The sequence below is a fragment of the Bradyrhizobium sp. HKCCYLRH3059 genome (assembly GCF_051168035.1).
Taxonomy (GTDB): Bacteria; Pseudomonadota; Alphaproteobacteria; order Rhizobiales; family Xanthobacteraceae; genus Bradyrhizobium.
This window is the reverse complement of record NZ_JBNPUF010000001.1, coordinates 528,492-552,458: the sequence shown is the minus strand read 5'-3', so window position 1 is coordinate 552,458 and position 23,967 is coordinate 528,492. Positions and strand designations below refer to the sequence as shown.

The following is a 23,967-nucleotide window of genomic DNA, read 5'->3' as shown; positions in this document are numbered from 1 at the left end:
AACAACAATCATACGGTCCGGCGTCGCCATCAGGCGGCGCCGCAGGAAAGCCAGGGGAGGGACGGGAATGACAGATCCACATGTCGGAGACCACGAGCAGCAGGAGGGACGTCCGTCGACCGGCCTGCTCTCGCGGATCAACGCCGTCATCGCGCGCGTCGGCATGTATCTGTCCGTCGCCGGCCTGCTCGTCATCGTCACCATCGTCTTCTACCAGGTGTTCGGACGCTACGTTCTCAACTCCAGCCCGACCTGGACCGAGAACCTGGCGCTGGTCCTGATCCTCTATGTCACGCTGATCGGCGCCGCCGTCGGCGTTCGCGACGCCGGCCATATCGGCATGGACAGCCTCCTCGTGATGCTGCCGGATCATATGCGTGAAAAGATCGAGCTCGTCATCCACGTGCTGGTCGCGATGTTCGGCGTCGCGATGGCCTACAACGGCTGGATCCTCGGCGCCTCCGTGGGCACCGTGAAGATCGCCAATCTCGGCCTGCCCGAAGTCGTCCGCTACGTGCCGCTGATCGCTTCGGGAATCCTGATCGTCATGTTTTCCATCGAGCACATCATTGCTCTCTTGCGCGGCGAAGAGGTCGTCCCCTCATGGAACTGATTATTCTCGGCGTCACCTTCTTCGGCTTCCTGGTCCTCGGCGTTCCCGTTGCGTTTGCGATCGGCCTCTCGGCGATCTGCACCATCCTCTATGAAGGCCTGCCGGTTGCCGTCATCTTCCAGCAGATGATGTCGGGGATGAACATCTTCTCGTTCCTCGCCATCCCGTTCTTCGTCTTCAGCGGCGAGCTGATGCTGCATGGCGGCGTCGCGGACAAGATCGTGCAGCTCGCCAAGAATCTCGTCGGTCACATCCGCGGCGGGCTCGGCATGTCGAACGTCGTCGCCTGCACGCTGTTCGGCGGCGTCTCCGGCTCTCCCGTGGCCGACGTGTCGGCGATGGGCGCGGTGATGATCCCGATGATGAAGAAGGAAGGGTTCGACACCGACTACGCCGTCAACGTCACCACCCACGCCTCGCTGGTCGGCGCGTTGATGCCGACCAGCCACAACATGATCATCTATGCGCTCGCCGCCGGCGGCAAGGTGTCGATCGGCGCGCTGATCGCCGCCGGTCTTCTGCCGGCGCTCGTGCTGATGGTCTGCATGCTGGTCGCCGCCTACGCGGTCGCCGTGAAGCGCGGCTATCCCGCGGGCAAGTTTCCCGGCTGGGCGGAGGTGTTCCGCTCGTTCGCCGCGGCGCTGCCCGGCCTCTTGATCGTCGGCATCATCCTGGCGGGCATCCTGTCCGGCGTGTTCACGGCCACCGAGTCCGCGGCCGTCGCCGTCACCTACACGATCCTGCTGACGTTCTTCATCTACCGCACGATGACCTTGCAGAACTTCCTGCGGGCCGCCGCCAAGGCGGTCAAGACGACCGGCGTGGTGCTGCTGCTGATCGGCGTCTCCACCATGTTCCAGTACCTGATGGGATTGTACGAGGTCGCCGATTTCGCCGGCGACCTGATGAGCAAGGTGTCGACGCAGCCCTGGATGATCTTCCTGCTGATCAACGTCATCCTGTTCCTGCTCGGCACGTTCATGGACATGGCGGCGACCATCCTGATCTGCACCCCGATCTTCCTGCCGATCGCGATGAAGGCGGGCATGGATCCGGTGCAGTTCGGCATGCTGATGCTGATCAACTGCGCGCTGGGCCTCAACACCCCGCCGGTCGGCACCACGCAGTTCGTCGGCTGCGCCATCGGCGGCATCTCGGTCGGCGCCGTCATGCGCACCATCCTGCCGTTCTACGCCGCCCTGATCGCCGCTTTGATGTTCGTGACCTACGTGCCGGCGTTCTCGCTGTGGCTGCCGCGGCTGCTGATGGGGTATAAGGGATAGCGGTCTGAAGGTTCGCCGGCTTCGGCCGGCGAACCTTGGCCGCATCCCGATGCGTTCGGTCCCGACTTGCCGCTAGCGCTCGCGGAGCTTCGACACCCGTCGTCCGCAGCAACCCGCGCGAGCGAGCATGGCCGCACTCTCGCATTTCCTGAATCTCGATCTCGTCCTGAAGTCGAAGTCCGACTTCTCGCCGCTGATCGCGCATCTGCATCAGAACGCGCATGTCCTGCATCATGAGGAGCATGAGCAGGAGTTTCTGCTGGTGCTGGAGATCAACGATACAGGATCCCCGCATCCGACCACATCCACCGAGCAATTCCTTACGCTGATCGAATCGCTGCCCCAGACCCCGAGGGAGCTGTGGGACAGCTGCACGTCGCGCACGTTCTCCTATGGCTTCGAAGGCGGCCGCGACTTCCCCGCGCTCGACACCACCATCCCCGCCGACCTGCTGCTGCGGATCGCAACGCTCGGCGCGGCTATCGGCATCACCGTGTATCCTTTTCGCAACCCACCCGGTCCCGAGCGCAAGGACGAACCAGATGCGCTCCCCTGACGGTCAGATCGCCAGGCTCGGCGACGAGATCCGTGTCACCGGCATGAGCGGTAGGATCGTCTGCTCGATCGACACCTGCGACTATTCAGACGACTATCCGGAACGGGACTGGGCCAACCTGCAGCGCGGCGCCATGGTCGATTGAACAGGCAGGTCCGAATGAAGAGGAACTTGCAATGGGGGCGATCGGATTTATCGGGTTAGGCGTCATGGGCGAGCCGATGTGCCGCAACCTAGCCCTCAAGTCAGGCGTCCCGGTGCTCGGCTTCGATCGTGCGGACGCGCCGCTGCAGCGCCTCGCCGCCGTCGGCGTCAAGCGTGCCGTGTCGCTCGCGGAGCTGGCGCGCCAGACCGACGTGATCTTCATGGCGTTGCCGAGCGGCAAGCATGTCCAAGCCGTATGCGACGGCGACGACGGCTTGCTCCGCCACGTCGAGGCGCGTCACACCATCGTGGACCTCGGCACCTCGCCGGTGCAGGCCAGCCGGGAGCTCGCCGAGCGTTTCGCGGCCGAGGGGGCCGCCTACGCGGATGCGCCGATCGCCCGCACCCGGCAGGCGGCCGAGGACGGCACGCTGAGCGTGATGGTGGGGGCCGACGCGGCAACGTTCGAAAAGCTGCGGCCGCTGATTGCGATGTTTGCGACTGACATCACCCATTGCGGCGGCGTGGGCGCCGGCCAGGTCGTGAAGATCCTCAACAACATGGTGCTGATGCAGACCGTGGTGGCGCTCGGCGAAGCGCTGGAGACTGCCAAGCGCGCTGGCCTTGATGCCACGCTGCTGTTCGAGACCCTGGCCAAAGGCTCGGCCGACAGCTTCGCGCTGCGCAACCACGGCATGAAGGCGATGCTGCCCGACACATATCCGGAGCGCGCGTTCTCGACCGAATATGCGCGCAAGGACATCGGCTATGCTCTCGATCTCGCCAGGTCCGTGCAGATCGACCTGCCGGGCGCGGAGCTTGCCGACAGGCGACTCGGAGAGGCGATCGAGGCGGGCTATGGCGATCTGTATTGGCCGGTGCTGGCGCGCGTGATCGCGGCATCACGCACGGCATGACCCGCCCATCGGGCTTTGTCGGCCTCCCCTGGACGGGCGAACTGCGCCTGTGACGGCCAGCTGACAACGGCATCCTCTGTCGTCGCCGATAAGCTCGCCGACGCAACGCGTCGGCGGGCGCCGATCCGAGACACATGGTCACCGGCTGCGACGAGTCGCGCGGAACGTACCGCCTGCGCGGTATGGGTCCCCGCGTTCGTGGGGACGACACCGGCGGTGAAGCGAAAGCTCTGCGCCGAACTCACGTGCTAATCCTGTGCGCCAATGCAAGTTGATTGGTGAGGTTGCTCCTAAGCCAGCTCGGGGCGTAGTGCTCACCACCATCATTGTGAGGAGCGAAGCGACGAAGCGATCCCGGGCGACACCCGTGGCTCTGGATTGCTTCGTTCGCAATCACGGTGGAGATGGCATGCCTGTCATGCGCAAATCGCCCGTCGTGCCAGTCTGTCGCAACATTCTCCCTTGCGCCGTCGGGCAAATCACCTGCACATTTCCGCGCGTCCCTGCTGCCGCATGAGGGGCGTGTCGCGACCGTCACGAGACGTTGGCAGTGGGATGCGATGGGCGTGTGTCGTTGCAGCGTGATCAGTTCGCGCGGACGAACAAGGATGCACGCACGGTCAAGTCGCGCGGTCCTGATATCCCGACGCTGATATCAACTCATGACGAAGCTTTCGCTTCGCGTGGGGATGGTGGCCACCAAGCCCGGCGCACCAGGGAGAACGCGAAGCAGCCGTTAAAACCAATCGCGCAGGGAGGGCCGGATGATCCGGCGCGTACCTGTGGTTCCTGCCGCCAGCATTTTCCTTCGCTGGCGGGCCATGGGTGCGGTCGGCACCCGGCTCTCCCTGCGCCCTCATGATTTCGAGGGCGAGACGATCGGCATGGCTCGGGCGCAAAGCGCGCCGCGAGGCTGATAGGTCTTGCCCTAAACGAGAAAGACCACGGCGGTCATGGTGATCACTCAACACGAAGGCGGTGCCCACCCTCCCCTGGAGGGGGAGGGTCGCCTCACGGAGAGCGAAGCGAAACGTGAGGCGGGGTGGGGTGATCTCTCCTCTGGCGCTGGCGTGCGTGGAGAGATCGCCCCACCCCGCTCGCCCGCTTCGCGTGCGATCGACCCTCCCCCTCCAGGGGAGGGTGGAGGCTCGCAGCCGGCAGCAGCGGCTACATCACGGGCGTTGAAAGGAGGATTATCGGCTGGCTCGGGGACGAGCGTGTCGCTGATGTCGCGAAGACATCAGCTAAATCGATGCCACCCAATCAGATCGCGAGGCGCATCAGCGCCGTCGTCTGTCACAGAGTTCTGTGCGGGGGAGGTCACCACCAAAAATGGTGCCCAGGAAAGGACTCGAACCTTCACGGCCGTTAAGCCACTGGCACCTGAAGCCAGCGCGTCTACCAATTCCGCCACCTGGGCATGGGGGCGCTGTGTACGGATCGAACGGGCGCTTGTCAAACCGCTGAACGCCCAAGATGACAATTTTTCTCACCCCATGCGCAAAAACACGGCTCCCTTTTCCGCGGTGCGGGCGATGGGCTATACAGCGGCCCAGGATGGCGGGCCGCGGGGTGCGAATCGCCGCTGACAGCTATCTCGTCCGGGGCGGACCGACCGCCCGGCAATCCCAGGACTCATTCCATGGCATCGAATCTGGACACATTGGTTACCGTCTTCGGCGGCTCCGGCTTCGTCGGGCGCAACGTGGTCCGGGCGCTGGCCAAGCGCGACTACCGCATCCGCGTCGCGGTGCGCCGGCCGGAGCTCGCCGGCCACCTGCAGCCGCTCGGCCGGGTCGGCCAGATCCACGCCGTACAGGCCAATCTGCGCTATCCCGACTCGGTCGCATCGGCGCTGCGTGACAGCCATGTCGCGATCAACCTCGTCGGCGTCCTGACCGAGAGCGGCGCGCAGACCTTCGAGGCCGTACAGGCCGAGGGCGCCGCCACCGTCGCCAAGGCGGCGGCCGCCGCTGGCGCCCGCATGGTGCACGTCTCGGCGATCGGCGCCGACGCAGAGTCGGCGTCGAGCTATGCCCGCGCCAAGGCGGCCGGCGAGGCCGCCGTGCTGGCCGCGGTGCCCGAGGCCGTGATCATGCGCCCCTCGGTCGTGTTCGGCCCCGAGGACCAGTTCACCAACCGCTTTGCGGGGCTCGCGCGGATCTCGCCGTTCCTGCCGCTGATCGGCGGCGGCGAGACGAAGATGCAGCCGGTCTATGTCGGCGACGTCGCCACCGCGGTGGCCGATGCGGTCGACGGCAAGGCGCAGCCGGGCGCGACCTACGAGCTCGGCGGGCCCGAGGTGCTGAGCTTCCGGGAAATCCTGAAAATCATCCTCGACATCACCGACCGCGACCGCGCGCTGCTGCCGCTGCCGTTCGGGCTCGCCAAACTGCAGGCCGCAATCCTGCAGTTCGCGCCGGGCCCGCTGAAGCTGACGCCGGACCAGGTCGAGCTCTTGCGCCACGACAACGTGGTGTCGGAGGCGGCAAAGGCGGCCGGGCTGACCTTGCAGGGCCTCGGCATCACGCCGGATTCACTCGAGGCGATCGCCCCGCAATATCTGTGGCGCTTCCGTCCGTCCGGCCAGTTCCAGCGCAAGAACGCGTGAGGCCACGACTGCTGGTCCTCGTCATTGCGAGGAGCGAAGCGACGAAGCAATCCAGAGTCCCGGACACCACACTGGATTGCTTCGCTTACGCTCGCAATGACGGTGGATGGAGCTGGGGCTCAGCTCACTTCCCCAGCGCCAGCGCGATCAAGCCGAGGGTGCCGACGATGACGCGCCACCAGGCGAACAGCACGAAGCCGTGGCGGGTGACGTAGCCGAGGAAAGCCTTCACCACGATCATCGCGGTGATGAAGGAGACGACGAAGCCGATCGCGATCAGACCGAGATGGTCCGCCGTCATCTCGGCGCGGCTCTTGTAGAAGTCGTAGACGAAGGCGCCGACCATGGTCGGGATCGCCAGGAAGAAGGAGAACTCCGCGGCCGAGCGCTTGTCGCCGCCGAGCAGCATCGCCGCCACGATGGTGGCGCCGGAGCGCGACACGCCGGGGATCATCGCCGTGCACTGCGCGACGCCGATCCACAGATACATCATGAGCGGATAGCGCGTGGCGTCGTGCTCTCGCGGCTTGAAATCGATCTGATCGACCCACAGCAGGATGGCGCCGCCGACGATCAGCGAGAAGCACACGACCCAGGGATCGAACAGGAGCGCCTTGATGTACTTGCCGGCGATGAGGCCGATGATGACCGCGGGCAGGAAGGCGATCAGCACGCCGATGATGAAGCGGCGGTCGTCAGGGTTCGTCAGCGCGCCGATCGCGACGCGGTACAGCTTGAAGAAGTACAGCGCAACGATGGCGAGGATGGCGCCGAGCTGGATCAGGATCGCAAAGCTCTTCCAGAACCCCTCGTCGCCGAGCCCGAAAAAGCGCTCGGCGAGCAGCAGATGGCCCGTCGAGGATACGGGAAGAAACTCGGTGACGCCCTCGACGATGCCGAGAAGCACCGCCCGCAGCGTATCTGACATCATTGATCGGATCCTGGATGGCCGGCAAAACGCCGCCCTTCTCGCCTATTCGGCCCGCGCCCGCAATTGCAAAAAGCGCTCGAACCAGCCACATCCGATGAATGAACCGGCGTGTGATCGGCCATGCGAATCAGAACGGGGCAATGCCGGACGGCGGATCGGGCGCGCTGATCGCTGTTCCCGAAAGCGTCGCTTCCCGCATGACCGCCCGTCGCCCTACTGCTTACACTTTCGCCGACCATGCGCTAATGGTCCGATTCGCGAGCGCACCCGCGCGCCGGTATCGGGACGAGGCGTCGGTGCGAACCGATGGTTGATTGTTCGTTAAGCGCCGTAGCCGCGGAATCGTCGAAAGGCTCCATGTACACGCTCTACCACCATCCCTTCTGCCCGCATTCACGCTTCGTCCGGCTGGTGCTCGGCGAATACGGGCTCGATCTGCGCCTGGTGGAGGAACGCGCCTGGGAGCGCCGCGAGGCGTTTCTCGTGCTCAACCCCGCGGCCACCACGCCGGTGCTGTCGGTCGAAGGCCTGCCGCCGGTGCCCGGTGTCGGCGTGATCGCCGAATTCATCGACGAGACCTGCGGGCCCGAGATGGGTGATCGCCGGCTGATGCCGGCCTCGGCGGCCGAGCGCATCGAGGTGCGCCGACTGATGGACTGGTTCAACACCAAGTTCTTCGAGGAGGCCTCGAACCTGCTGGTCACCGAGCGCATCTACAAGCGCTTCATGAGCGAGGAGGATGGCGGCGGGCCGCCGTCGACCGACGTGATTCGCGCCGCCAAGACCAATGTGCGCTATCATCTCGCCTATATCGGCTGGCTGGCGCAGCGGCGCAATTTCCTGGCCGGCGACCGCCTGACCTATGCCGACCTCGCCGCCGCCGCGCATCTGTCGGCGATCGACTATCTGGGCGACGTGCCATGGATCGAGGACGACGCCGCGAAGGCGTGGTACGCGCGGGTGAAGTCGCGGCCGTCGTTCCGGCCGCTGCTCTCCGACTGGCTGGCGGGCGTGCCGGCGTCGCGCACCTATGTGGATCTGGACTTCTGAGCGCCGCTAGGCCCGCGCCGGAGACGTTGAAGGCGGCGCTGGCCGCCGAGGCGCAACGGCTGGGCTTCGATGTCGTCGGTATCACCGCTCCGGTCATGAGCGCCGAACGGGCCGCTGCGTTCGAACGCTTCCTCGCCGCCGGCCAGCACGGCGACATGGACTGGCTGGCGCGCGAGCCGTCCCGCCGCACCGATCCCACCACGCTGTGGCGCGAGGTCCGCAGCATCATCATGCTCGGCGTCAATTACGGCCCCGACGAGGACCCGCGCGCGGTCCTGTCCCGGCGCAGCAATGCTGCGATTTCGGTCTATGCCCGCGGCGACGACTATCACGACGTCATTAAGAAGAACCTCAAGGCGCTCGCCCGCTGGCTGGTCGCGCAGGCCGGTTGTGATGTGAAGGTGTTCGTCGACACCGCGGCCGTGATGGAGAAGCCGCTGGCCGAAGCGGCCGGGCTCGGCTGGCAGGGCAAGCACACCAACCTGGTGTCGCGCGACTTCGGCTCCTGGCTGTTCCTCGGCGCCATCTACACCACGCTGGCGCTGCCGGCGGACGCGCCGGAGCGCGATCATTGCGGCTCGTGCCGGGCCTGCCTCGACAGCTGCCCGACCGCGGCGTTCCCGGCCCCCTACAGCCTCGATGCGCGGCGCTGCATCTCGTATCTGACGATCGAGAACAAGGGGCCGATCCCGCGCGAGTTCCGCAAGGCGCTGGGCAACCGCATCTATGGCTGCGACGACTGCCTCGCCGCCTGCCCCTGGAACAAGTTCGCGCAGGCGGGACGCGAGGCGAAGCTGGCGGCGCGCGACGCGTTGCGCGCGCCTTCGCTGGCGGAGCTGGCGGCGCTCGACGATGCCGCGTTCCGCGCACTGTTCGCGAAATCGCCGATCAAGCGCATCGGCCGCGACCGCTTCCTGCGCAACGTGCTGATCGCGATCGGCAACTCCGGCGATGCGGCGCTGACGTCGTCAGCCGAGCGGCTGGCCGCCGATCCGAGTCCGCTGGTGCGCGGTGCCGCCGCCTGGGCGCTCGCTGGGCTGCTCGACGAGGCTGCTTACGCGCGACGTGCGGAGGCCGCGCTGACGTCAGAGACCGACGAGAGCGTCCGCGCGGAATGGCAGGCGCGATGCTGAAGCGGGCCGCGTCAGCCCATCTCGCCGACGGCGGCCAGCATGCGCGTGATGTCCTGCGGACGCGACAGCCGGTGGTCCCCGTCCTGGATCATGGTCAGCACCACGTCTTCGGCCGGCAGGCGGTGGGTCAGTGCGAACGCATGCTGCCAGGGGACGTCGCGGTCCTGCGCGCCCTGCAGGATGCGCACCGGGCAGCCGACCTTGATGGCACCGCCGAGCAGCAGATGGTTGCGCCCGTCCTCGATCAACGCCCTGGTGATGGGATAGGGCTCGCCGTACTCCGACGGACGCATCCAGACGCCGTTGGCCTCGATCTCGGTCCGGACCGCCGGCGCAAAGCCCTTCCACATCAGCTCCTCGGTGAAATCGGGCGCCGGGGCGATCAGGACCAGGCCCGCCAGCGTTGCTTCGGCCGGCTCCTTGAGCAGCTCGCGCGCCAGCAGCAGCGCCATCCAGCCGCCCATCGAGGAACCGATCACGACCTGGGGTCCGCGGCAGAATTGCCGGAACACCGCGACGCTCTCCTCGAGCCAGCGGCTGATGGTGCCGTCGACGAAGCGTCCGCCGGATTCGCCGTGCCCGGAATAGTCGAAGCGGACGCAGGCGCGGCCGCGCTCGGCGGCCCAGGCGTCGAGGGCCAGGGCCTTGGTGCCTTTCATGTCGGAATTGAAGCCACCGAGCCAGAACAGCCCGGGCGGACGGCCTGGCCGCGCCCGCACCGCGATCCGGCGCGACGATTCGCCCGCGCCGACGGTGACGAAGACGGGCGGATCGGCATTTTCTGCAGCAGGGTTCATGGATCGTTACTCGCTGTCGGGTGTTGTGTGGGCGAACCGGCCGTTTCCGTCAATCGGCGCGGCCCGACGCGGCCGCTTGCGAAAGCGCGCCGCGCACTCTATGTCCCCCGGCGGAACCACGAGGGCCCGAAAAAGCGCGAGTTTGATCGCATTTCTCGGCCGTGTGGCTTCCTTGGGGGAATGCATCGACGCGCAAGTCTCGCGCATGCGACGCAGGAGCCGCGACGACCGGGCGGAATTTCGACGCACCGGACCGTTGCGACCTTGCCCGCGAAAGCATCTTCCTTCAAACTAGCCGCCTTCTTCCACAACCTTGGAGCACTACCCATTCGCCGCCCCAATCGAGCCCCGCCCGCTGCCGTCAAAGACGGGCCGCGTACCAATGATGAGATTCGCAATGCGCAGATCCAGCTGATCGATGCCGAAGGCACCAACCGTGGTGTCGTCGAGACCGTTGTCGCGATCAAGATGGCCGCTGATGCCGGCATGGATCTGGTCGAGATTTCGCCGAACAACTCGCCTCCCGTCTGTAAGATCATGGACTACGGGAAGTACAAATATTCGGCGCAGAAGAAGGCCGCCGAGGCCCGCAAGAAGCAGAAGGTCGTCGAGATCAAGGAGATCAAGCTCCGCCCAATGATCGACGACCACGACTACGACGTGAAGATGCGCGCGATGCAGCGGTTCTTCGAAGAGGGCGACAAGGTCAAGATCACGCTGCGCTATCGCGGCCGCGAAATGGCGCACCAGGAGATCGGCACCAAGCTGCTCGACAAGGTGAAGTCCGACGTGGCGGCGTTCGCCAAGGTCGAGCAGGACGCCAGGTTCGAGGGACGTCAGGTGGTCATGGTTCTGGCGCCGCGCTAGGTCCAGCACGCCGACACCTGAAGCCGGGCCCGCCACGCGTTTGGCGGGCTTTTCTCTTGGGGCGTCCGTCAGGGCCGCTCTTGCGGGCCCGGGTCAGGACCGCGTCGCCTGCCACCGCCCCCTGCAGGTCCCGGACGAGCCTTTTCCGCTCCAGCGACCGACGCCGGACGTGGCGCCAAGCCGGCCGGTGCCGCTGGCCGAGGCGCCACCCTGGGATACCCGCACGGTGACGGCGCCGCCGCGGCCAACCGAGCCGGTAATGTTGGCGGTGCTGTTCGAGAGGACCCGGCCGCCGCTGATCCGGATCGGGAAGCTGTAGCCCTGGTCGCAACTGCCGGCCTCGGTGATGATGAGCACGGTCCAGGCGCCATCGAAGCCGGCAGCGTACGCGGGCCTTGCCGTCAGGCCCGCGAGGCCCGTCAGCAGCGCGGTCGTGAAGGCGGCGGAGATGGCGCGGCGAATGAGGCGGGTCATGGTCGATCCTCGACTGTCATGGTCGGCTGATCATGGGTCGGAATAGCTGATTCCGTGGTTCGACGTTGCCAACGGGCTTTGTCTCTGGCATAAGCGCGGCCTTCGTCGCCCGGCTGATCAAGGGCTGCCGTGGCGATGTTTCTGTGCGGGTGGGTCCTCGTTTGGACCCGAAACCTGAGCACAACCAACGCTCTAACGAGCATTTTCGCCGGATGGCGCCGCTTTTGCGGGCGGCTTGCCGTTGGCATCAAGGAGAGCCAAATGCCCAAGCTGAAGACCAAATCCGGCGCCAAAAAGCGCTTCAAGGTGACTGCCACCGGCAAAGTGATGCACGCCCAGCGCGGCAAGCGCCACGGCATGATCAAGCGGACGAAGAAGCAGATCCGGCAGCTGCGCGGCACCCGCGTGCTGTTCAAGACCGACGGCGACAACGTCAAGAAGTACTTCTTGCCGAACGCCTGACCGGCCTCTCGCTTCCGAACCCTGGCCGCCTCAAAGCCGCGGCTGATCGTCATCTCTGAATCCAAGGATTTCCGGCATGTCTCGCGTCAAACGCGGTGTGACCGCCCACGCCAAGCACAAGAAAGTCTTCAAGGCCGCCAAGGGCTATTACGGCCGCCGCAAGAACACGATCCGTACCGCCAAGCAGGCCGTCGAGAAGGCCGGCCAGTATGCGTTCCGCGATCGCAAGCGCAAGAAGCGCACCTTCCGCGCGCTCTGGATCCAGCGCCTGAACGCCGCCGTGCGTCCGTTCGAGCTCACCTACAGCCGATTTATCGACGGCCTGTCGAAGTCCGGCATCACCGTCGACCGCAAGGTGCTGTCGGATCTCGCGATCAACGAGCCCGCCGCGTTCCAGGCGATCGTTGAGAAGGCCAAGGCGGCGCTCGCCGCCTGATCGCCTCCGCATCGTGAGGATTTCAAAAGCGGCCGATGCTCTCGGCCGCTTTTTGCTATCCGGCAACATGCCTGCTTTCGCTTGACCCGTGTCGCCCGCGCGGCGACAACCCAGCCGCCTTTTGTCCCGCGGAGATTTTGACCGTGTCCGACCTCGCTACGCTCGAAACCTCGATCCTCGACCAGATCGCCGCCGCCGGCGATGAGGCCGCGCTGGAAGCCGTCCGCGTCTCGGCGCTCGGCAAGAAGGGCTCGATCTCGGCGCTGCTGGCGACGCTCGGCAAGATGTCGCCGGACGAACGCAAGACCCAGGGCGCGGCGATCAACTTCGCCAAGGACAAGGTCACGCAGGCGCTGGCCGCGCGGCGCGACGTCCTCAAGGCCGCCGCGCTCGACGCCCGTCTCGCCGCCGAGACCATCGACGTCACCCTGCCGCTGCAGGATTCGCCGGCCGAGACCGGCCGCATCCATCCGCTCAGCCAGGTGATGGACGAGCTGACCACGATCTTCGCCGATATGGGCTTCTCGATCGCGGAAGGTCCCGATGTCGAGACCGACGACTACAACTTCACCAAGCTGAACTTCCCGGAAGGCCATCCGGCGCGGGAGATGCACGACACGTTCTTCTTCAATCCGAAGCCGGACGGCTCGCGCATGCTGCTGCGAACCCACACCTCGCCGGTACAGGTGCGGACCATGCTCAGCCAGAAGCCACCGATCCGCGTGATCTGCCCGGGCCGCACCTATCGCATCGATTCGGACGCGACCCACACGCCGCAATTCCACCAGGTCGAGGGCCTCGTCATCGACAAGGGCTCGCATCTCGGTCACCTCAAATGGATCCTGCATGAGTTCTGCAAGGCGTTCTTCGAGGTCGACCACATCAACATGAAATTCCGGCCGTCGTTCTTCCCGTTCACCGAGCCGTCGCTCGAGGTCGACATCCAGTGCCGCCGCGACAAGGGCGAGATCCGCTTCGGCGAGGGCGAGGACTGGCTGGAGATTCTCGGCTGCGGCATGGTGCACCCGAACGTGCTGCGCGCCTGCGGCATCGATCCCGACGAATACCAGGGCTTTGCCTGGGGCATGGGCATCGACCGCATCGCGATGCTGAAATACGGCATGAGCGACCTGCGCCAACTGTTCGAGGGCGACGTCCGCTGGCTGTCGCACTACGGCTTCAAGCCGCTGGAGGTCCCGACCTTGGCCGGAGGGCTGAGTTCGTGATGAGCCTCGCCCTCTCTCAGCAAACGCTCGAACTCCCTCTCCCGCTTGCGGGGGAGGGCTGGGGTGGGGGTCTCTCCGCGCAGGAGGTGTCGATGGACGACGAGAAGCCCATCTGGACAGTCTCGCCGAAGCTTCGAACGAATGCGCGCGCCCTCCGCCAAAACTCGACGGATGCCGAGAGAATATTATGGTCCGAGCTGCGCGGCCATCGCCTGCTCGGCGCGGGCTTTCGCCGTCAGGTCCCGATCGACCGCTACATCGTCGACTTCGTCTGCCACACCGCACGTCTCGTCATCGAGCTCGATGGCGGACAGCACTTCTCAACTGAAGGCGAACAGCGCGACGCTTCACGCTCAGCTGCGATCGAAGCCAAAGGATTTCACATCCTGCGCTTTGCCAATAACGACGTCCTGGCCAATCGCGCCGGCGTTCTTGAAACCATTGCCGCTGCCATTGCGGCGAGAGCCCCCACCCTGACCCTCCCCCGCAAGCGGGGGAGGGAACGGGACTGAATCAGCGGAAAGAGCCATGAAATTCACGCTGTCCTGGCTGAAGGACCATCTCGACACCGACGAGTCGGTCGAGACGCTCGCCAACAAGCTCACGATGATCGGCCTCGAGGTCGAGCATCTCGAGGACAAGGCGAAGCTGCTCGCGCCGTACAAAATCGCGCGCGTCGTCTCCGCCGAGCAGCATCCGAATGCGGACCGGCTGCGGGTCTGCATGGTCGACACCGGCGACGGTGGCGCGCCGGTGCAGGTGGTGTGCGGCGCGCCGAATGCGCGCGCGGGACTGGTGTCGGTGTTCTCGCCGCCGGGCACCTACATCCCCGGCAAGAACATCACGCTGTCGGTCGGCACGATCCGCGGCGTCGAGAGCCGCGGCATGCTGTGCTCGGCGGCCGAGCTGCAGATCTCCGACGATCACGACGGCATCATGGAGCTGCCGGCGGATGCGCCGATCGGCACCCCCTACGCCGAATGGGCCGGGCTCGGCGATCCCCAATTCGAGATCAACCTGACGCCCAACCGCCAGGACTGCACCGGCGTGCACGGCATCGCCCGCGACCTCGCCGCCGCCGACATGGGCAAGCTGAAAGATCCCGGCATCAAGCCGATCAGAGGCGAATTCCCTTGCCCCGTGAAGGTCAAGGTCGAAGACGAGAAGCTATGTCCCGGTTTCGCGCTGCGGCTGGTGCGCGGCGTCAAGAACGGACCATCGCCGAAATGGCTGCAGCAGCGCCTGACCTCGATCGGACTGCGTCCGATCAACGCGCTGGTCGACATCACCAACTACATGACCTTCGACCGCGCCCGCCCGCTGCACGTGTTCGACGCCAAGAAGGTCAAGGGCAATCTGGTCGTCCGCCGCGCGCGCGATGGCGAAAGCTTGCTGGCGCTGGATGGCCGCACCTACACGCTCGACAATGCGATGTGCGTCATCGCCGATGACGCCGGTGTCGAATCGCTCGCCGGCATCATGGGCGGCGAGGCTTCGGGCTGCGATGAAGGCACCACCGACGTGCTGATCGAATCGGCGCTGTGGAACGAGATCAACATCGCCCAGACCGGCCGCAAGCTCGGCATCAATTCCGACGCGCGCTACCGCTTCGAGCGCGGCGTCGATCCGGCCTTCATGGTGCCGGGCCTGGAGATGGCGACCAAGCTCGTGCTCGACCTGTGCGGCGGCACGCCATCGGAGACTGTCGTCGTCGGCAATCCGTTCGGCGATGACCGCATCGTCGACTTCCCGTTGACCGAGGTGAAGCGGCTGGCGGGCATCGAGGTGCCGCTGACCGAGATGCGGCGGATCCTGACGCATCTCGGCTTCGTGGTCGCCGGCAACGGCCCCGTCGTGAAGGTCGCGGTGCCGTCCTGGCGCAGCGACGTGCACGGCAAGGCCGATATCGTCGAGGAAGTCGTGCGCATCGTCGGCGTCGACAAGGTGCCGATGACGCCGTTCGAGCGCGGCGACGCCCCGCGCAAGCCGGTGCTGACGCCACTGCAATTGCGCACGCGGCGCGCCAAGCGCGCGCTGGCCGCGCGCGGCATGGTCGAAGCCGTGACGTGGTCATTCATCTCCAAGCCGGCCGCCGAATTGTTCGGCGGCGGCAAGGCCGAGCTCGCGCTCGCCAATCCGATCGCGGCCGATCTCTCGGACATGCGCCCAAGCCTGTTGCCGGGCCTGACCGCGACGGTGCAGGCCAATGCCGATCGCGGCTTCGGCGATGCGGCGATCTTCGAGGTCGGGCAGGTCTTCAAGGGCGATGGCCCGACGGATCAGTTCGTGGCCGCGAGCGGCATCCGCCGCGGCATCGCGCCGGCGAAGGGACTCGGCCGGCACTGGACCGGATCGCAGCCGGCCAGTGCCTACGACGCCAAGGCCGATGCGCTCGCGGTGCTCGCGGCGGCCGGCGCGCCGATGGCGTCGCTGCAGATCGTCGCCGGCGGGCCGGCCTGGATGCATCCGGGGCGCTCCGGCACGATCCAGATGGGCCCCCAGAACGTGCTCGGGCATTTCGGCGAGCTGCATCCGCGCACGCTGGAGGCGCTGAAGGCGGACGGGCCGCTCATCGCCTTCGAGGTGATCCTGGATCGCATTCCGGCGGCCAAGGCGAAGCCAACGCGCGCCAAGCCGGTGCTGGAGCTCTCGGCATTCCAGCCGGTGTCGCGCGACTTCGCCTTCATCGTCGATCGCAAGGTCAAGGCCGGCGACATCGTCCGCGCCGCGCAGGGCGTCGACAAGAAGCTGATCACCGATGTCACCGTGTTCGACGTCTACGAGGGCAAGGGCATCGAGGACGGCAAGAAGTCTGTCGCGATCGCGGTGACCTTGCAGCCACGCGACAAGACGATGACTGACGAGGAGATCGACGCCATCGCGGCGAAGATCACGGCCGACGTGGCCAAGAAGACCGGCGGCACGTTGCGCGGATGAGCCTCTCCGGGCTCATCCCTGCCGATCTCAGCCTGTTCGCGACGATCGCGCTGGCGATCGTCGCCTTCATTGCCGCAACCGCGCGCGGCTTCTCCGGCTTCGGCGCGGCGCTGATCTTCATGCCGCTGGCGAGCAGTTTTGCGACGCCCCGTCTCGTTGCGCCCCTCCTGCTCGTGATCGACTTCGTCTCGATGGCCCCGATGGTGGCGCCGGCCTGGCGCGAGGCCGACCGCAAGGCCACCGCGGTGATCGTCGCGGGTGCGTTGGTCGGCGTGCCCGTGGGCACCTATTTCCTCAGCCGGCTGGACCCGGTCACCGTCCGCTGGATCATCACCGGTTTCGTGATCGCGCTGCTTGCGCTGCTGCTGTCCGGCTGGCGCTATCGCGGCAGGGAGTACACCGCGCTCTCGGTCGCTGTCGGCTGCATCTCCGGATTCTGCAGCGGACTGGCGCAGACCGGGGGCCCGCCGATCGTCGGCTACTGGCTGGGACGCCCGATCCCGCCAAAGATCGCACGGGCGAACATCGTGCTGTTCTTCGGCGCATCGGACTTCTTCGCGATGGTGAGCTACGCAATGAGCGGGCTGATCACCTGGGATTCGCTGAAGCTCTCGCTGCTGATCGGGCCGGTCTACGCGCTTGGTGTCGCGTTCGGCGCGTCGCTGTTCGGTCGCGCCAGCGAGCAGGTGTTCCGCGCCATCTGCTATGCGCTGATCGCAATCGCCGTGATCGCCGGCCTGCCGGCCCTCGACGGCGTGCTCGGGCGAGGTTAGCCTTCCAGCAACGAAGCAGACAGGGAGGCCACCGTGATCCATCGGCGAACAATGCTCAAGCTCGCGCTGGGAACGGCCGGCGCCATCGCGGCGCCCGCGGCGTTCGCGCAAGGCGCGAAGACCGGCACGCGGATGGTCTTCCTCGGCACCAAGGGCGGCCCGCGCGTCGGCGTCGGCGCTTCGAATCCGGCCAATCTCGTCGTCGTCAACGGCACGCCGTTCGTGATCGATTGCGGCATGGGCGTCAGCCGTCAGCTCGTCAGCGCTGGGGTTCCGATCCCATCGATCAAGTACATCCTGATCAGCCATCACCATTCCGATCACAATCTCGAATACGGCAATCTGTTCTACAACGCCTGGGCCGCAGGATTGTCGACGCCGATCCAGTCGTTCGGACCGAAGGGCCTGGAGGCGATGACCAGGAGCTTCTGGGAAACCAACAAGTTCGACGTCGAAACCCGCATCGCGGACGAAGGCCGGCCAGATCCGCGGCCACTCCTGGTCGCGAAGGATATCGACGCGGACGGCGTCGTGCTGAAGACGGCGGACGTGACGGTGACCGCGTTCCGCACGCCACATCCGCCGATCACCGACAACTTCGCGTACAAGTTCGAGACGCCCGAGGGCACGATCGTGTTCTCGAGCGACACGGCCTATAACCCGAAGCTTGCAGAGTTTGCCAAGGGCGCCGACGTGCTCGTGCATGAATGCCTCTATGTGCCCGCGGTCGATCGGCTGGTCGCCAAGACGAAGAACGGCTCGACACTGAAGAAGCACCTGCTCGACAGTCACACGACCACGGAAGACGTCGGACGCATCGCCGCGGCTGCTGGCGTGAAGGTGCTGGTGCTCAGCCACTTCGTGCCCGGTGATGATCCCGAAGTGACGGACGAGGACTGGACGCGGGACGTGAAGAAGAACTACACGGGCCGCATCGTGGTCGCGAAAGACCTGATGGAATTGAAGCTGCCGGTGTAGCCAAGGCTGGGCGTGCTTCAATCGGCAACTCGCCTGCATCAGCCGTAGGGTGGGCAAAGGCGCAGCCGTGCCATTCACGCTTGAGATCGCAGTTGCGCCGTGCCCACCCTCTTGCTGATGAGCTTGCGGATCGACGGTCAATCCTCCGGCGAGGCCGAGCGCACCTTGCCACGACGGCGCGGTCGTTGCCGCTCACTGCTCGGCTCCGGTTCGGCGTCCTTGATCGCGCCGATCCGGCGCAGCGCGGCTTCCGCGGCGCGCTCGCCGGAGTCCCAGGCGCCGTCGACCGTGCCCCACAGCGCTTCGTGCGTGGCCTCTCCCGCAAGAAACAGCGGACCCAAGGGCTCGCCCAATATTTTGCGGGCGCCCTGGCTGCCGGGCGTGGCCGCCGACATCGCGCCGAGCACGCCCGGCGCCAGGTTCCAGCGCGTCGCTGCGGACGACTTCACCGCTGCGGCGGCCTCGCTTCCAAACAGCTTGCCTATCCACTCCCTGGCGAAGTCGACCATCGCCGCCTCGCCCTGCGCTGATAGTTCGCGGCCGAAGGCGCCGGCAACATCGACGGTACAAAGCGACGATCCGCCGATATTGGCAAGCAGCAGACCTGTGCGACTGGAATTGCTCTGCTCGATGATGACCTCGTCCCGCGACAGGCCGAGCGGATTGCCCGCCAGCATCAGCGCAATGTGATCATAGCTGCCGAGGTTGAGCTTCGCGGCGGCGTCGAGCTGCCGCTTGGGCAGCTCGGGCGCGAACTTGATGGCGCCTGATGTCAGCACGTTGGTCGACACCGTGAGGATGACGGCGCGCGCCGCGATTCGTCCCGCCGGCGTTTCCACCGCGACGTCGCGGTTGGCCCACACGACGCGCGTTGCTGGAGTCGACAGCGACAACGGCAACGATTCGCCGAGCCTGGCGATGAACGTGCCCAGCCCCTGGCGGCAGGCCAGCGGCGCGCTGCGATCCTGCGCACGCGCCTTGTCCATCGCGGAGAGATCGGCGAGATCCTTCCCGGTCGCGCTGGCGCCGAGCACGAACGCGGTGGTGCTGGTCCAGTCGCCCAGATCTTTCGGCAGCGCCGCGGCGCAGGAGGTGTCGAGCTTGCCGCGCGCCGCCTCGTCGATGGCGCGATTGGCGCGCACCAGCCCCGCCAGGAACTGCTCGGTCTCGCCGGGCCGCGCATTGCGCCGGCCGACGCGGATCTTCTGCCCGACGGGAGCCGCGACGAGATCGAGTCCGAGACCGCGCGCGAGCCTGCTGATGGGATTGCCGTCGGCGTTGAGCAACCAGCGGGCGCCGCGATCGAACGGCACGCCGAAGGTGGCTGCATCCGTGCGGCAACGGCCGCCGAGCTGTGGCGCGGCCTCCAGCACCACGACCTTGCGATTGGCCGCGACGATGCGGCGGGCCGCGGCGATTCCCGCCGCACCCGCCCCGATCACGACAATGTCAGCCTCTCGTGGAACAGCCGCCTGCGCAGCGCGGCCGTCGATGGGCAGCACGGCCAGCGCCGCGGAAGCGGAGAGGAAGCCGCGGCGCGTGACATTCATGACATGGTTTCCGAAAGCTTTGAACCAAACGAATACCGTCGAATTTGCCGCATCTGCCGCGCTGCGGCAACCGGGATGGTAAACGTGATACCGTGCAGAACGCGTCGACTATGAACCAAATTGCAACCGCAATCGACCATCATGGAAGAAGGGAAAAAAGCCGGCGACCGGCCAAGGTCGCCCGGGGAGCGTTATGGGTATCGTGCTCGATCAGATCGGCAAGCTGATTGCCGCCTATCTCCAGAAGGAGATCCCCGGCTATGAGCCGTTCACGCCGAGCGATCCGGACTATCTGCGCAAGGACGTCCAGCCCGGCGACGTGCTGCTCGTCGAGGGCAACAGCCGCATCTCCGGCATCATCAAATACCTCACGCAGTCGACCTGGTCGCATGCCGCGCTCTATGTCGGACCGATCGATGGCGCCGTCGAGCCCGACGGGGAGCCGCACGTGCTGGTCGAGGCCTATGTCGGCGACGGCGTGATCTCGGCGCCGCTGTCGAAATATTTCGCCTATCACACCCGTGTGTGCCGTCCGGTCGGTCTGACGTATGAGGACCGGCACACGGTGTGCCGCTACGCCATCAATCGCATCGGCTTCGGTTACGACACCAAGAACATCATCGACCTGATGCGCTATCTGATCCCGATGCCGATTCCGCAACGCTGGCGGCGGCGCATGATCGCGCTGGGCTCGGGCGATCCGACCAAGATGATCTGCTCGGCGCTGATCGCGCAGGCCTTCGATGCGGTGCGCTACCCGATCCTGCCCAAGATCACGCGGGCGCCATCGCGGCGCGCCAAGCGCGAGATCCTGCACATCCGTGATTCCTCGCTCTACATGCCGCGCGACTTCGACATCTCGCCCTATTTCGAGATCGTCAAGCCGACCATCGTCAATGGATTCGACTACACGACCCTGCATTGGGCCGACAAGCAGAAGCCGCTCGCGGAGGTAGCGGGCGAGTTCGCCGTGTTTCCAGGAGCCATCACAGCGCCGCCGCTCGTTCCTGAGACGGCTGACGAAGAGGCGACGCAGCAGGCTGCGGCTGAGGAAATAGTTGCGAAGCTCGGCGAACGGCTCGTGGTCAACGAGCATTTTCTCGTCGCCGAGCCGGTACGAAACGTCGCGCCACGTCCGACCGCACGACGCCGCAACAAGGTGGCGGTCTGACCTGGGCTGACCTCAGCGATCCGACCGGCCGATCACATCCATCAACTCCGCGATCTTCTGCCGTTGATCGGCCTTGTCGCCCGACGCGATGGCGTGCTCGACGCAATGGGCGACGTGGTCGCGCAAGATCTCCTCCTCGACCCGGCGCAACGCCGCCCGCACAGCGGAGATCTGGGTGACGATGTCGATGCAGTAGCGGTTGTCCTCGACCATTTTCGACAGGCCCCTGACCTGCCCTTCGATCCGACTCAAACGTTTCTGACAGGATGTCTTGATGTCCTCGCGCATGGAGCCTATATACCCCTACAGGGTATAGGTTTCAAGAGGCTGAGCGATGTCGGAAACCAGACACGAGCATGGCGGCGCGGCGGCCGGCGAGGGCGGATGCGGCCGTGGATCGCGCGCGCGCGCGGTGGAAACCGGACACGAACAGGTCTCCGCCGACAGCTGTTGCAGCGATCGTGCCGGCGCGGCACCTGCCAGCGATTCGGGGGCCTGCTGCGGCGGCTCGGACCACGCTGCGCCTGAACCAGCGAAGGTAACGGATCCGGTCTGCGGCATGTCGGTCGATCCCGCGACCTCGAAGCATCGCTTCGGGCATCAGGGACAGACCTTCCATTTCTGCTCGGCCGGCTGCCGCGCCAAGTTCGCCGCCGATCCGGCCAAGTATCTCGCAGCCGCCGTTGCGCCGGCAGCCATGGGGTCGTGCTGCGGCGGCCACGTTCATCACGCGCATCAGCATGGCGAGACGGCAAAGGTCATCGATCCCGTCTGCGGCATGAGCGTCGATCCTGCGACCTCGAAGCATCGTTTCGACCATCTGGGTCATACCTTCCATTTCTGCTCGGCCGGCTGCCGCACCAAGTTCGCGGCCGAGCCGGACAAATATCTCGGCGAACGCGAGCCGCCGCCGGAGATGCCGGCAGGCACGATCTACACCTGCCCGATGCATCCCGAGATCCGTCAGGAAGGCCCAGGCACCTGCCCGATCTGCGGCATGGCGCTGGAGCCCGACGTCATCAGCCTCGACGATGCGCCCAATCCCGAGCTCGCCGACATGACGCGACGATTCTGGATCGGCGCGGTGCTGGCAGCTCCAGTGGTCGTGCTGGAGATGGGCGGCCACCTCGTCGGCGGCCACGGCCTGATCGATCCCGTGCTGTCGAACTGGATCCAGTTCGCGCTGGCGACGCCGGTGGTGCTGTGGGCCGGATGGCCGTTCTTCGTGCGCGGCTGGCAGTCGGTCCAGACCCGCAATCTCAACATGTTCACCCTGATCGCGATGGGCACGGGCGTCGCCTATGTCTACAGCGTCATCGCGACCTTCGCGCCGCAGGCGTTTCCGCCGGCCTTCCGCGGCCATGGCGGCGCGGTGGCGGTGTATTTCGAGGCGGCCTCGGTCATCACCATCCTCGTGCTGCTCGGCCAGGTGCTGGAGCTGCGGGCGCGCGAGGCGACCTCGGGCGCCATCAAGGCGCTGCTGCAGCTGGCGCCGAAGACGGCGCGGCGGCTCGACACCGACGGCAACGATCATGAGGTGGAGATCGCCGAGCTCGCGGTCGGCGACCGGCTGCGCGTCCGTCCCGGCGAGAAGGTACCGGTCGACGGCGTCATCCTCGAAGGCCGCTCGTCGCTCGATGAATCGCTCGTCACCGGCGAGTCGATGCCGGTCACCAAGGACGAAGGCGAGCGCGTCATCGCCGGCACCTTGAACCAGACCGGCAGCTTCGTGATGCGCGCCGACAAGGTCGGCCGCGAGACCCTGCTGTCGCAGATCGTGCAGATGGTCGCCGATGCGCAGCGCTCGCGCGCGCCGATCCAGCGCCTCGCCGACCAGGTCGCGGGCTGGTTCGTGCCGACCGTGATCGCTGCTGCCATTGCCGCGTTCGTCGCGTGGTACGCGTTCGGTCCCGAGCCGCGCTTCGCATTCGGCCTCGTCGCCGCCGTGAGCGTGCTGATCATCGCCTGTCCCTGCGCGCTCGGTCTTGCGACACCGATGTCGATCATGGTCGGGGTCGGCCGCGGCGCCCAGGCCGGCGTGCTGATCAAGAGCGCCGAGGCGCTGGAGCGGATGGAGAAGGTCGATACGCTGGTCGTCGACAAGACCGGTACCCTGACCGAGGGCAAGCCGAAGGTGACCAGCATCGTCACCGCTCAGGGCTTCGACGAGGCCGACGCGCTGCGGCTGGCCGCCAGCGTCGAGCGCGCCAGCGAGCATCCGCTGGCCGAGGCCATCGTCCGGCATGCCGCGGAGCGCAACATCAAGCTCGCCGACGTCAAGAACTTCGACGCGCCGACCGGCAAGGGCGCGCGTGGCGAGGTCGACGGCAAGGCGATTGTGCTGGGCAATGCCACCTATCTCGCCTCGCTCGGCATCATCACCGATACGCTCGGCGTCGAGAGCAAGCGGCTGCGCGAAGATGGCGCCACCGTGATCACGATGGCCGTCGACGGCAAGCCGGCTGCGCTGTTTGCGGTCGCCGATCCGGTCAAGGCGTCGACGCCGGAGGCGCTGAAGGCACTCGCGGCCGACGGCATCAAGGTGATCATGCTGACCGGCGACAACCGCACCACGGCCACCGCGGTCGCGCGCAAGATCGGCATCACCGAGGTCGAGGCCGAGGTGCTGCCCGAGCAGAAGAGCGCCGTGGTCGCGCGTCTGCGCGCCAGCGGCAAGATCGTCGCGATGGCCGGCGACGGCGTCAACGATGCGCCGGCGCTCGCCGCGGCCGACGTCGGCATCGCCATGGGCACCGGCACCGACGTTGCGATGGAAAGCGCCGGCATCACGCTGCTGCAGGGCGACCTCGGCGGTATCGCGCGGGCGCGAAAACTGTCGGCGGCGACGATGCGCAACATCCGCCAGAACCTGTTCTTCGCGTTCATCTACAACGCCGCCGGCATCCCGATCGCCGCCGGCATCCTCTACCCCGTGTTCGGCATCCTGCTGTCGCCGATCATCGCAGCCGCCGCGATGTCGCTGTCGTCGGTCAGCGTGGTCGGCAACGCGCTGCGGCTGCGGGCGACCGATCTTTGATACGATGCCGGCGGACTTGCC

General features: G+C 66.4%; 23 protein-coding genes and 1 tRNA gene. 18 read left to right on the top strand and 6 right to left on the bottom strand.

Translation table 11 applies throughout. The features are described 5' to 3' along the window. The first annotated feature begins 67 nt into the window (after positions 1-67). The 5 genes from ACQR13_RS02595 (at position 68) to ACQR13_RS02575 (ending at position 3,513) form a co-directional block, all read left to right on the top strand. Positions 68-613 carry a TRAP transporter small permease gene (locus ACQR13_RS02595; protein WP_315716865.1) on the top strand — a complete coding sequence of 182 codons (546 nt, stop codon included), beginning with the start codon at positions 68-70 and terminating at the stop codon, positions 611-613. Continuing rightward, entirely contained in the window at positions 604-1,896 is a 1,293-nt protein-coding gene (locus ACQR13_RS02590) for a TRAP transporter large permease (RefSeq protein WP_315716864.1), read from the top strand. The genes ACQR13_RS02595 and ACQR13_RS02590 overlap by 10 nt, the downstream gene beginning before the upstream one ends. Positions 1,897-2,023: 127 nt before the next feature. Beyond that, the gene (locus tag ACQR13_RS02585; protein WP_315750476.1) at positions 2,024-2,452 is read left to right on the top strand and encodes a hypothetical protein; all 429 of its coding nucleotides are present in this window, start codon (positions 2,024-2,026) and stop codon (positions 2,450-2,452) included. After that, the gene (locus tag ACQR13_RS02580) at positions 2,439-2,597 is read left to right on the top strand and encodes a hypothetical protein (protein WP_315750477.1); all 159 of its coding nucleotides are present in this window, start codon (positions 2,439-2,441) and stop codon (positions 2,595-2,597) included. Before ACQR13_RS02585 ends, ACQR13_RS02580 begins: the two co-directional genes overlap by 14 nt. Before the next feature lie 31 nt (positions 2,598-2,628). Continuing rightward, entirely contained in the window at positions 2,629-3,513 is an 885-nt protein-coding gene (locus tag ACQR13_RS02575) for an NAD(P)-dependent oxidoreductase (protein ID WP_315750478.1), read from the top strand. Positions 3,514-4,846: 1,333 nt separating this feature from the next. On the opposite strand, the gene ACQR13_RS02570 is transcribed toward ACQR13_RS02575, so the two are convergent. Next, positions 4,847-4,933 (bottom strand) — tRNA-Leu (locus ACQR13_RS02570). A gap of 222 nt (positions 4,934-5,155) precedes the next feature. Between ACQR13_RS02570 and ACQR13_RS02565 the strand changes: the two genes are divergently transcribed. Beyond that, positions 5,156-6,124 carry a complex I NDUFA9 subunit family protein gene (locus ACQR13_RS02565; RefSeq protein ID WP_316173498.1) on the top strand — a complete coding sequence of 323 codons (969 nt, stop codon included), beginning with the start codon at positions 5,156-5,158 and terminating at the stop codon, positions 6,122-6,124. Between the two features lie 124 nt (positions 6,125-6,248). On the opposite strand, the gene ACQR13_RS02560 is transcribed toward ACQR13_RS02565, so the two are convergent. Further along, the gene (locus tag ACQR13_RS02560; RefSeq protein WP_434842480.1) at positions 6,249-7,055 is read right to left on the bottom strand and encodes an undecaprenyl-diphosphate phosphatase; all 807 of its coding nucleotides are present in this window, start codon (positions 7,053-7,055) and stop codon (positions 6,249-6,251) included. Between the two features lie 357 nt (positions 7,056-7,412). Between ACQR13_RS02560 and ACQR13_RS02555 the strand changes: the two genes are divergently transcribed. Further along, positions 7,413-8,105 (top strand): glutathione S-transferase family protein, encoded by a 693-nt coding sequence (locus ACQR13_RS02555; protein WP_315716854.1) that lies wholly within the window; start codon positions 7,413-7,415, stop codon positions 8,103-8,105. Then, entirely contained in the window at positions 8,054-9,238 is a 1,185-nt protein-coding gene (gene queG / locus ACQR13_RS02550; protein ID WP_434862688.1) for a tRNA epoxyqueuosine(34) reductase QueG, read from the top strand. The genes ACQR13_RS02555 and queG overlap by 52 nt, the downstream gene beginning before the upstream one ends. A gap of 11 nt (positions 9,239-9,249) precedes the next feature. Here the strand turns inward: queG and ACQR13_RS02545 are convergent, their stop codons facing one another. Then, complete coding sequence (locus ACQR13_RS02545) at positions 9,250-10,035, bottom strand: alpha/beta hydrolase (RefSeq protein WP_434862559.1); 786 nt, start codon at positions 10,033-10,035, stop codon at positions 9,250-9,252. A 327-nt stretch (positions 10,036-10,362) separates the two neighbouring features. Here ACQR13_RS02545 and infC point away from each other — a divergent pair, with 327 nt between their 5' ends. Beyond that, on the top strand, positions 10,363-10,902 hold the full coding sequence (infC, locus tag ACQR13_RS02540) for a translation initiation factor IF-3 (RefSeq protein ID WP_315716960.1): 540 nt from the start codon (positions 10,363-10,365) through the stop codon (positions 10,900-10,902). A gap of 93 nt (positions 10,903-10,995) precedes the next feature. On the opposite strand, the gene ACQR13_RS02535 is transcribed toward infC, so the two are convergent. Further along, positions 10,996-11,376 (bottom strand): hypothetical protein, encoded by a 381-nt coding sequence (locus ACQR13_RS02535; protein ID WP_434862558.1) that lies wholly within the window; start codon positions 11,374-11,376, stop codon positions 10,996-10,998. Positions 11,377-11,637: 261 nt separating this feature from the next. Between ACQR13_RS02535 and rpmI the strand changes: the two genes are divergently transcribed. From rpmI to ACQR13_RS02500, 7 genes are all read left to right on the top strand, one after another. Continuing rightward, entirely contained in the window at positions 11,638-11,838 is a 201-nt protein-coding gene (gene rpmI, locus ACQR13_RS02530) for a 50S ribosomal protein L35 (RefSeq protein WP_008539890.1), read from the top strand. 76 nt (positions 11,839-11,914) lie between these two features. Then, positions 11,915-12,274, top strand: coding sequence for a 50S ribosomal protein L20 (rplT, locus tag ACQR13_RS02525; protein ID WP_012040570.1), 360 nt, complete (start codon positions 11,915-11,917; stop codon positions 12,272-12,274). 143 nt (positions 12,275-12,417) lie between these two features. Further along, positions 12,418-13,500 carry a phenylalanine--tRNA ligase subunit alpha gene (pheS, locus tag ACQR13_RS02520; protein ID WP_434862557.1) on the top strand — a complete coding sequence of 361 codons (1,083 nt, stop codon included), beginning with the start codon at positions 12,418-12,420 and terminating at the stop codon, positions 13,498-13,500. 92 nt (positions 13,501-13,592) lie between these two features. Further along, positions 13,593-14,012 (top strand): endonuclease domain-containing protein, encoded by a 420-nt coding sequence (locus tag ACQR13_RS02515; protein WP_315716850.1) that lies wholly within the window; start codon positions 13,593-13,595, stop codon positions 14,010-14,012. Positions 14,013-14,028: 16 nt separating this feature from the next. Beyond that, entirely contained in the window at positions 14,029-16,437 is a 2,409-nt protein-coding gene (gene pheT, locus ACQR13_RS02510) for a phenylalanine--tRNA ligase subunit beta (RefSeq protein ID WP_434862556.1), read from the top strand. Next, positions 16,434-17,210, top strand: coding sequence for a sulfite exporter TauE/SafE family protein (locus tag ACQR13_RS02505; protein WP_316173489.1), 777 nt, complete (start codon positions 16,434-16,436; stop codon positions 17,208-17,210). The genes pheT and ACQR13_RS02505 overlap by 4 nt, the downstream gene beginning before the upstream one ends. A gap of 33 nt (positions 17,211-17,243) precedes the next feature. Then, complete coding sequence (locus ACQR13_RS02500) at positions 17,244-18,188, top strand: MBL fold metallo-hydrolase (RefSeq protein ID WP_434862555.1); 945 nt, start codon at positions 17,244-17,246, stop codon at positions 18,186-18,188. A gap of 137 nt (positions 18,189-18,325) precedes the next feature. Here the strand turns inward: ACQR13_RS02500 and ACQR13_RS02495 are convergent, their stop codons facing one another. Further along, entirely contained in the window at positions 18,326-19,738 is a 1,413-nt protein-coding gene (locus ACQR13_RS02495; protein WP_434862554.1) for a flavin monoamine oxidase family protein, read from the bottom strand. Positions 19,739-19,931: 193 nt separating this feature from the next. Here ACQR13_RS02495 and ACQR13_RS02490 point away from each other — a divergent pair, with 193 nt between their 5' ends. Further along, positions 19,932-20,909 (top strand): YiiX/YebB-like N1pC/P60 family cysteine hydrolase, encoded by a 978-nt coding sequence (locus ACQR13_RS02490; protein ID WP_315716844.1) that lies wholly within the window; start codon positions 19,932-19,934, stop codon positions 20,907-20,909. A 12-nt stretch (positions 20,910-20,921) separates the two neighbouring features. Here the strand turns inward: ACQR13_RS02490 and ACQR13_RS02485 are convergent, their stop codons facing one another. Next, positions 20,922-21,197, bottom strand: a complete 276-nt coding sequence (locus ACQR13_RS02485) for a metal-sensitive transcriptional regulator (protein ID WP_315716843.1) — start codon at positions 21,195-21,197, stop codon at positions 20,922-20,924. Positions 21,198-21,468: 271 nt separating this feature from the next. Here ACQR13_RS02485 and ACQR13_RS02480 point away from each other — a divergent pair, with 271 nt between their 5' ends. Further along, positions 21,469-23,946: a heavy metal translocating P-type ATPase gene (locus ACQR13_RS02480; RefSeq protein WP_434862553.1), complete on the top strand. Its 2,478-nt coding sequence runs from the start codon at positions 21,469-21,471 to the stop codon at positions 23,944-23,946. The last annotated feature ends 21 nt before the right edge of the window (positions 23,947-23,967 follow it).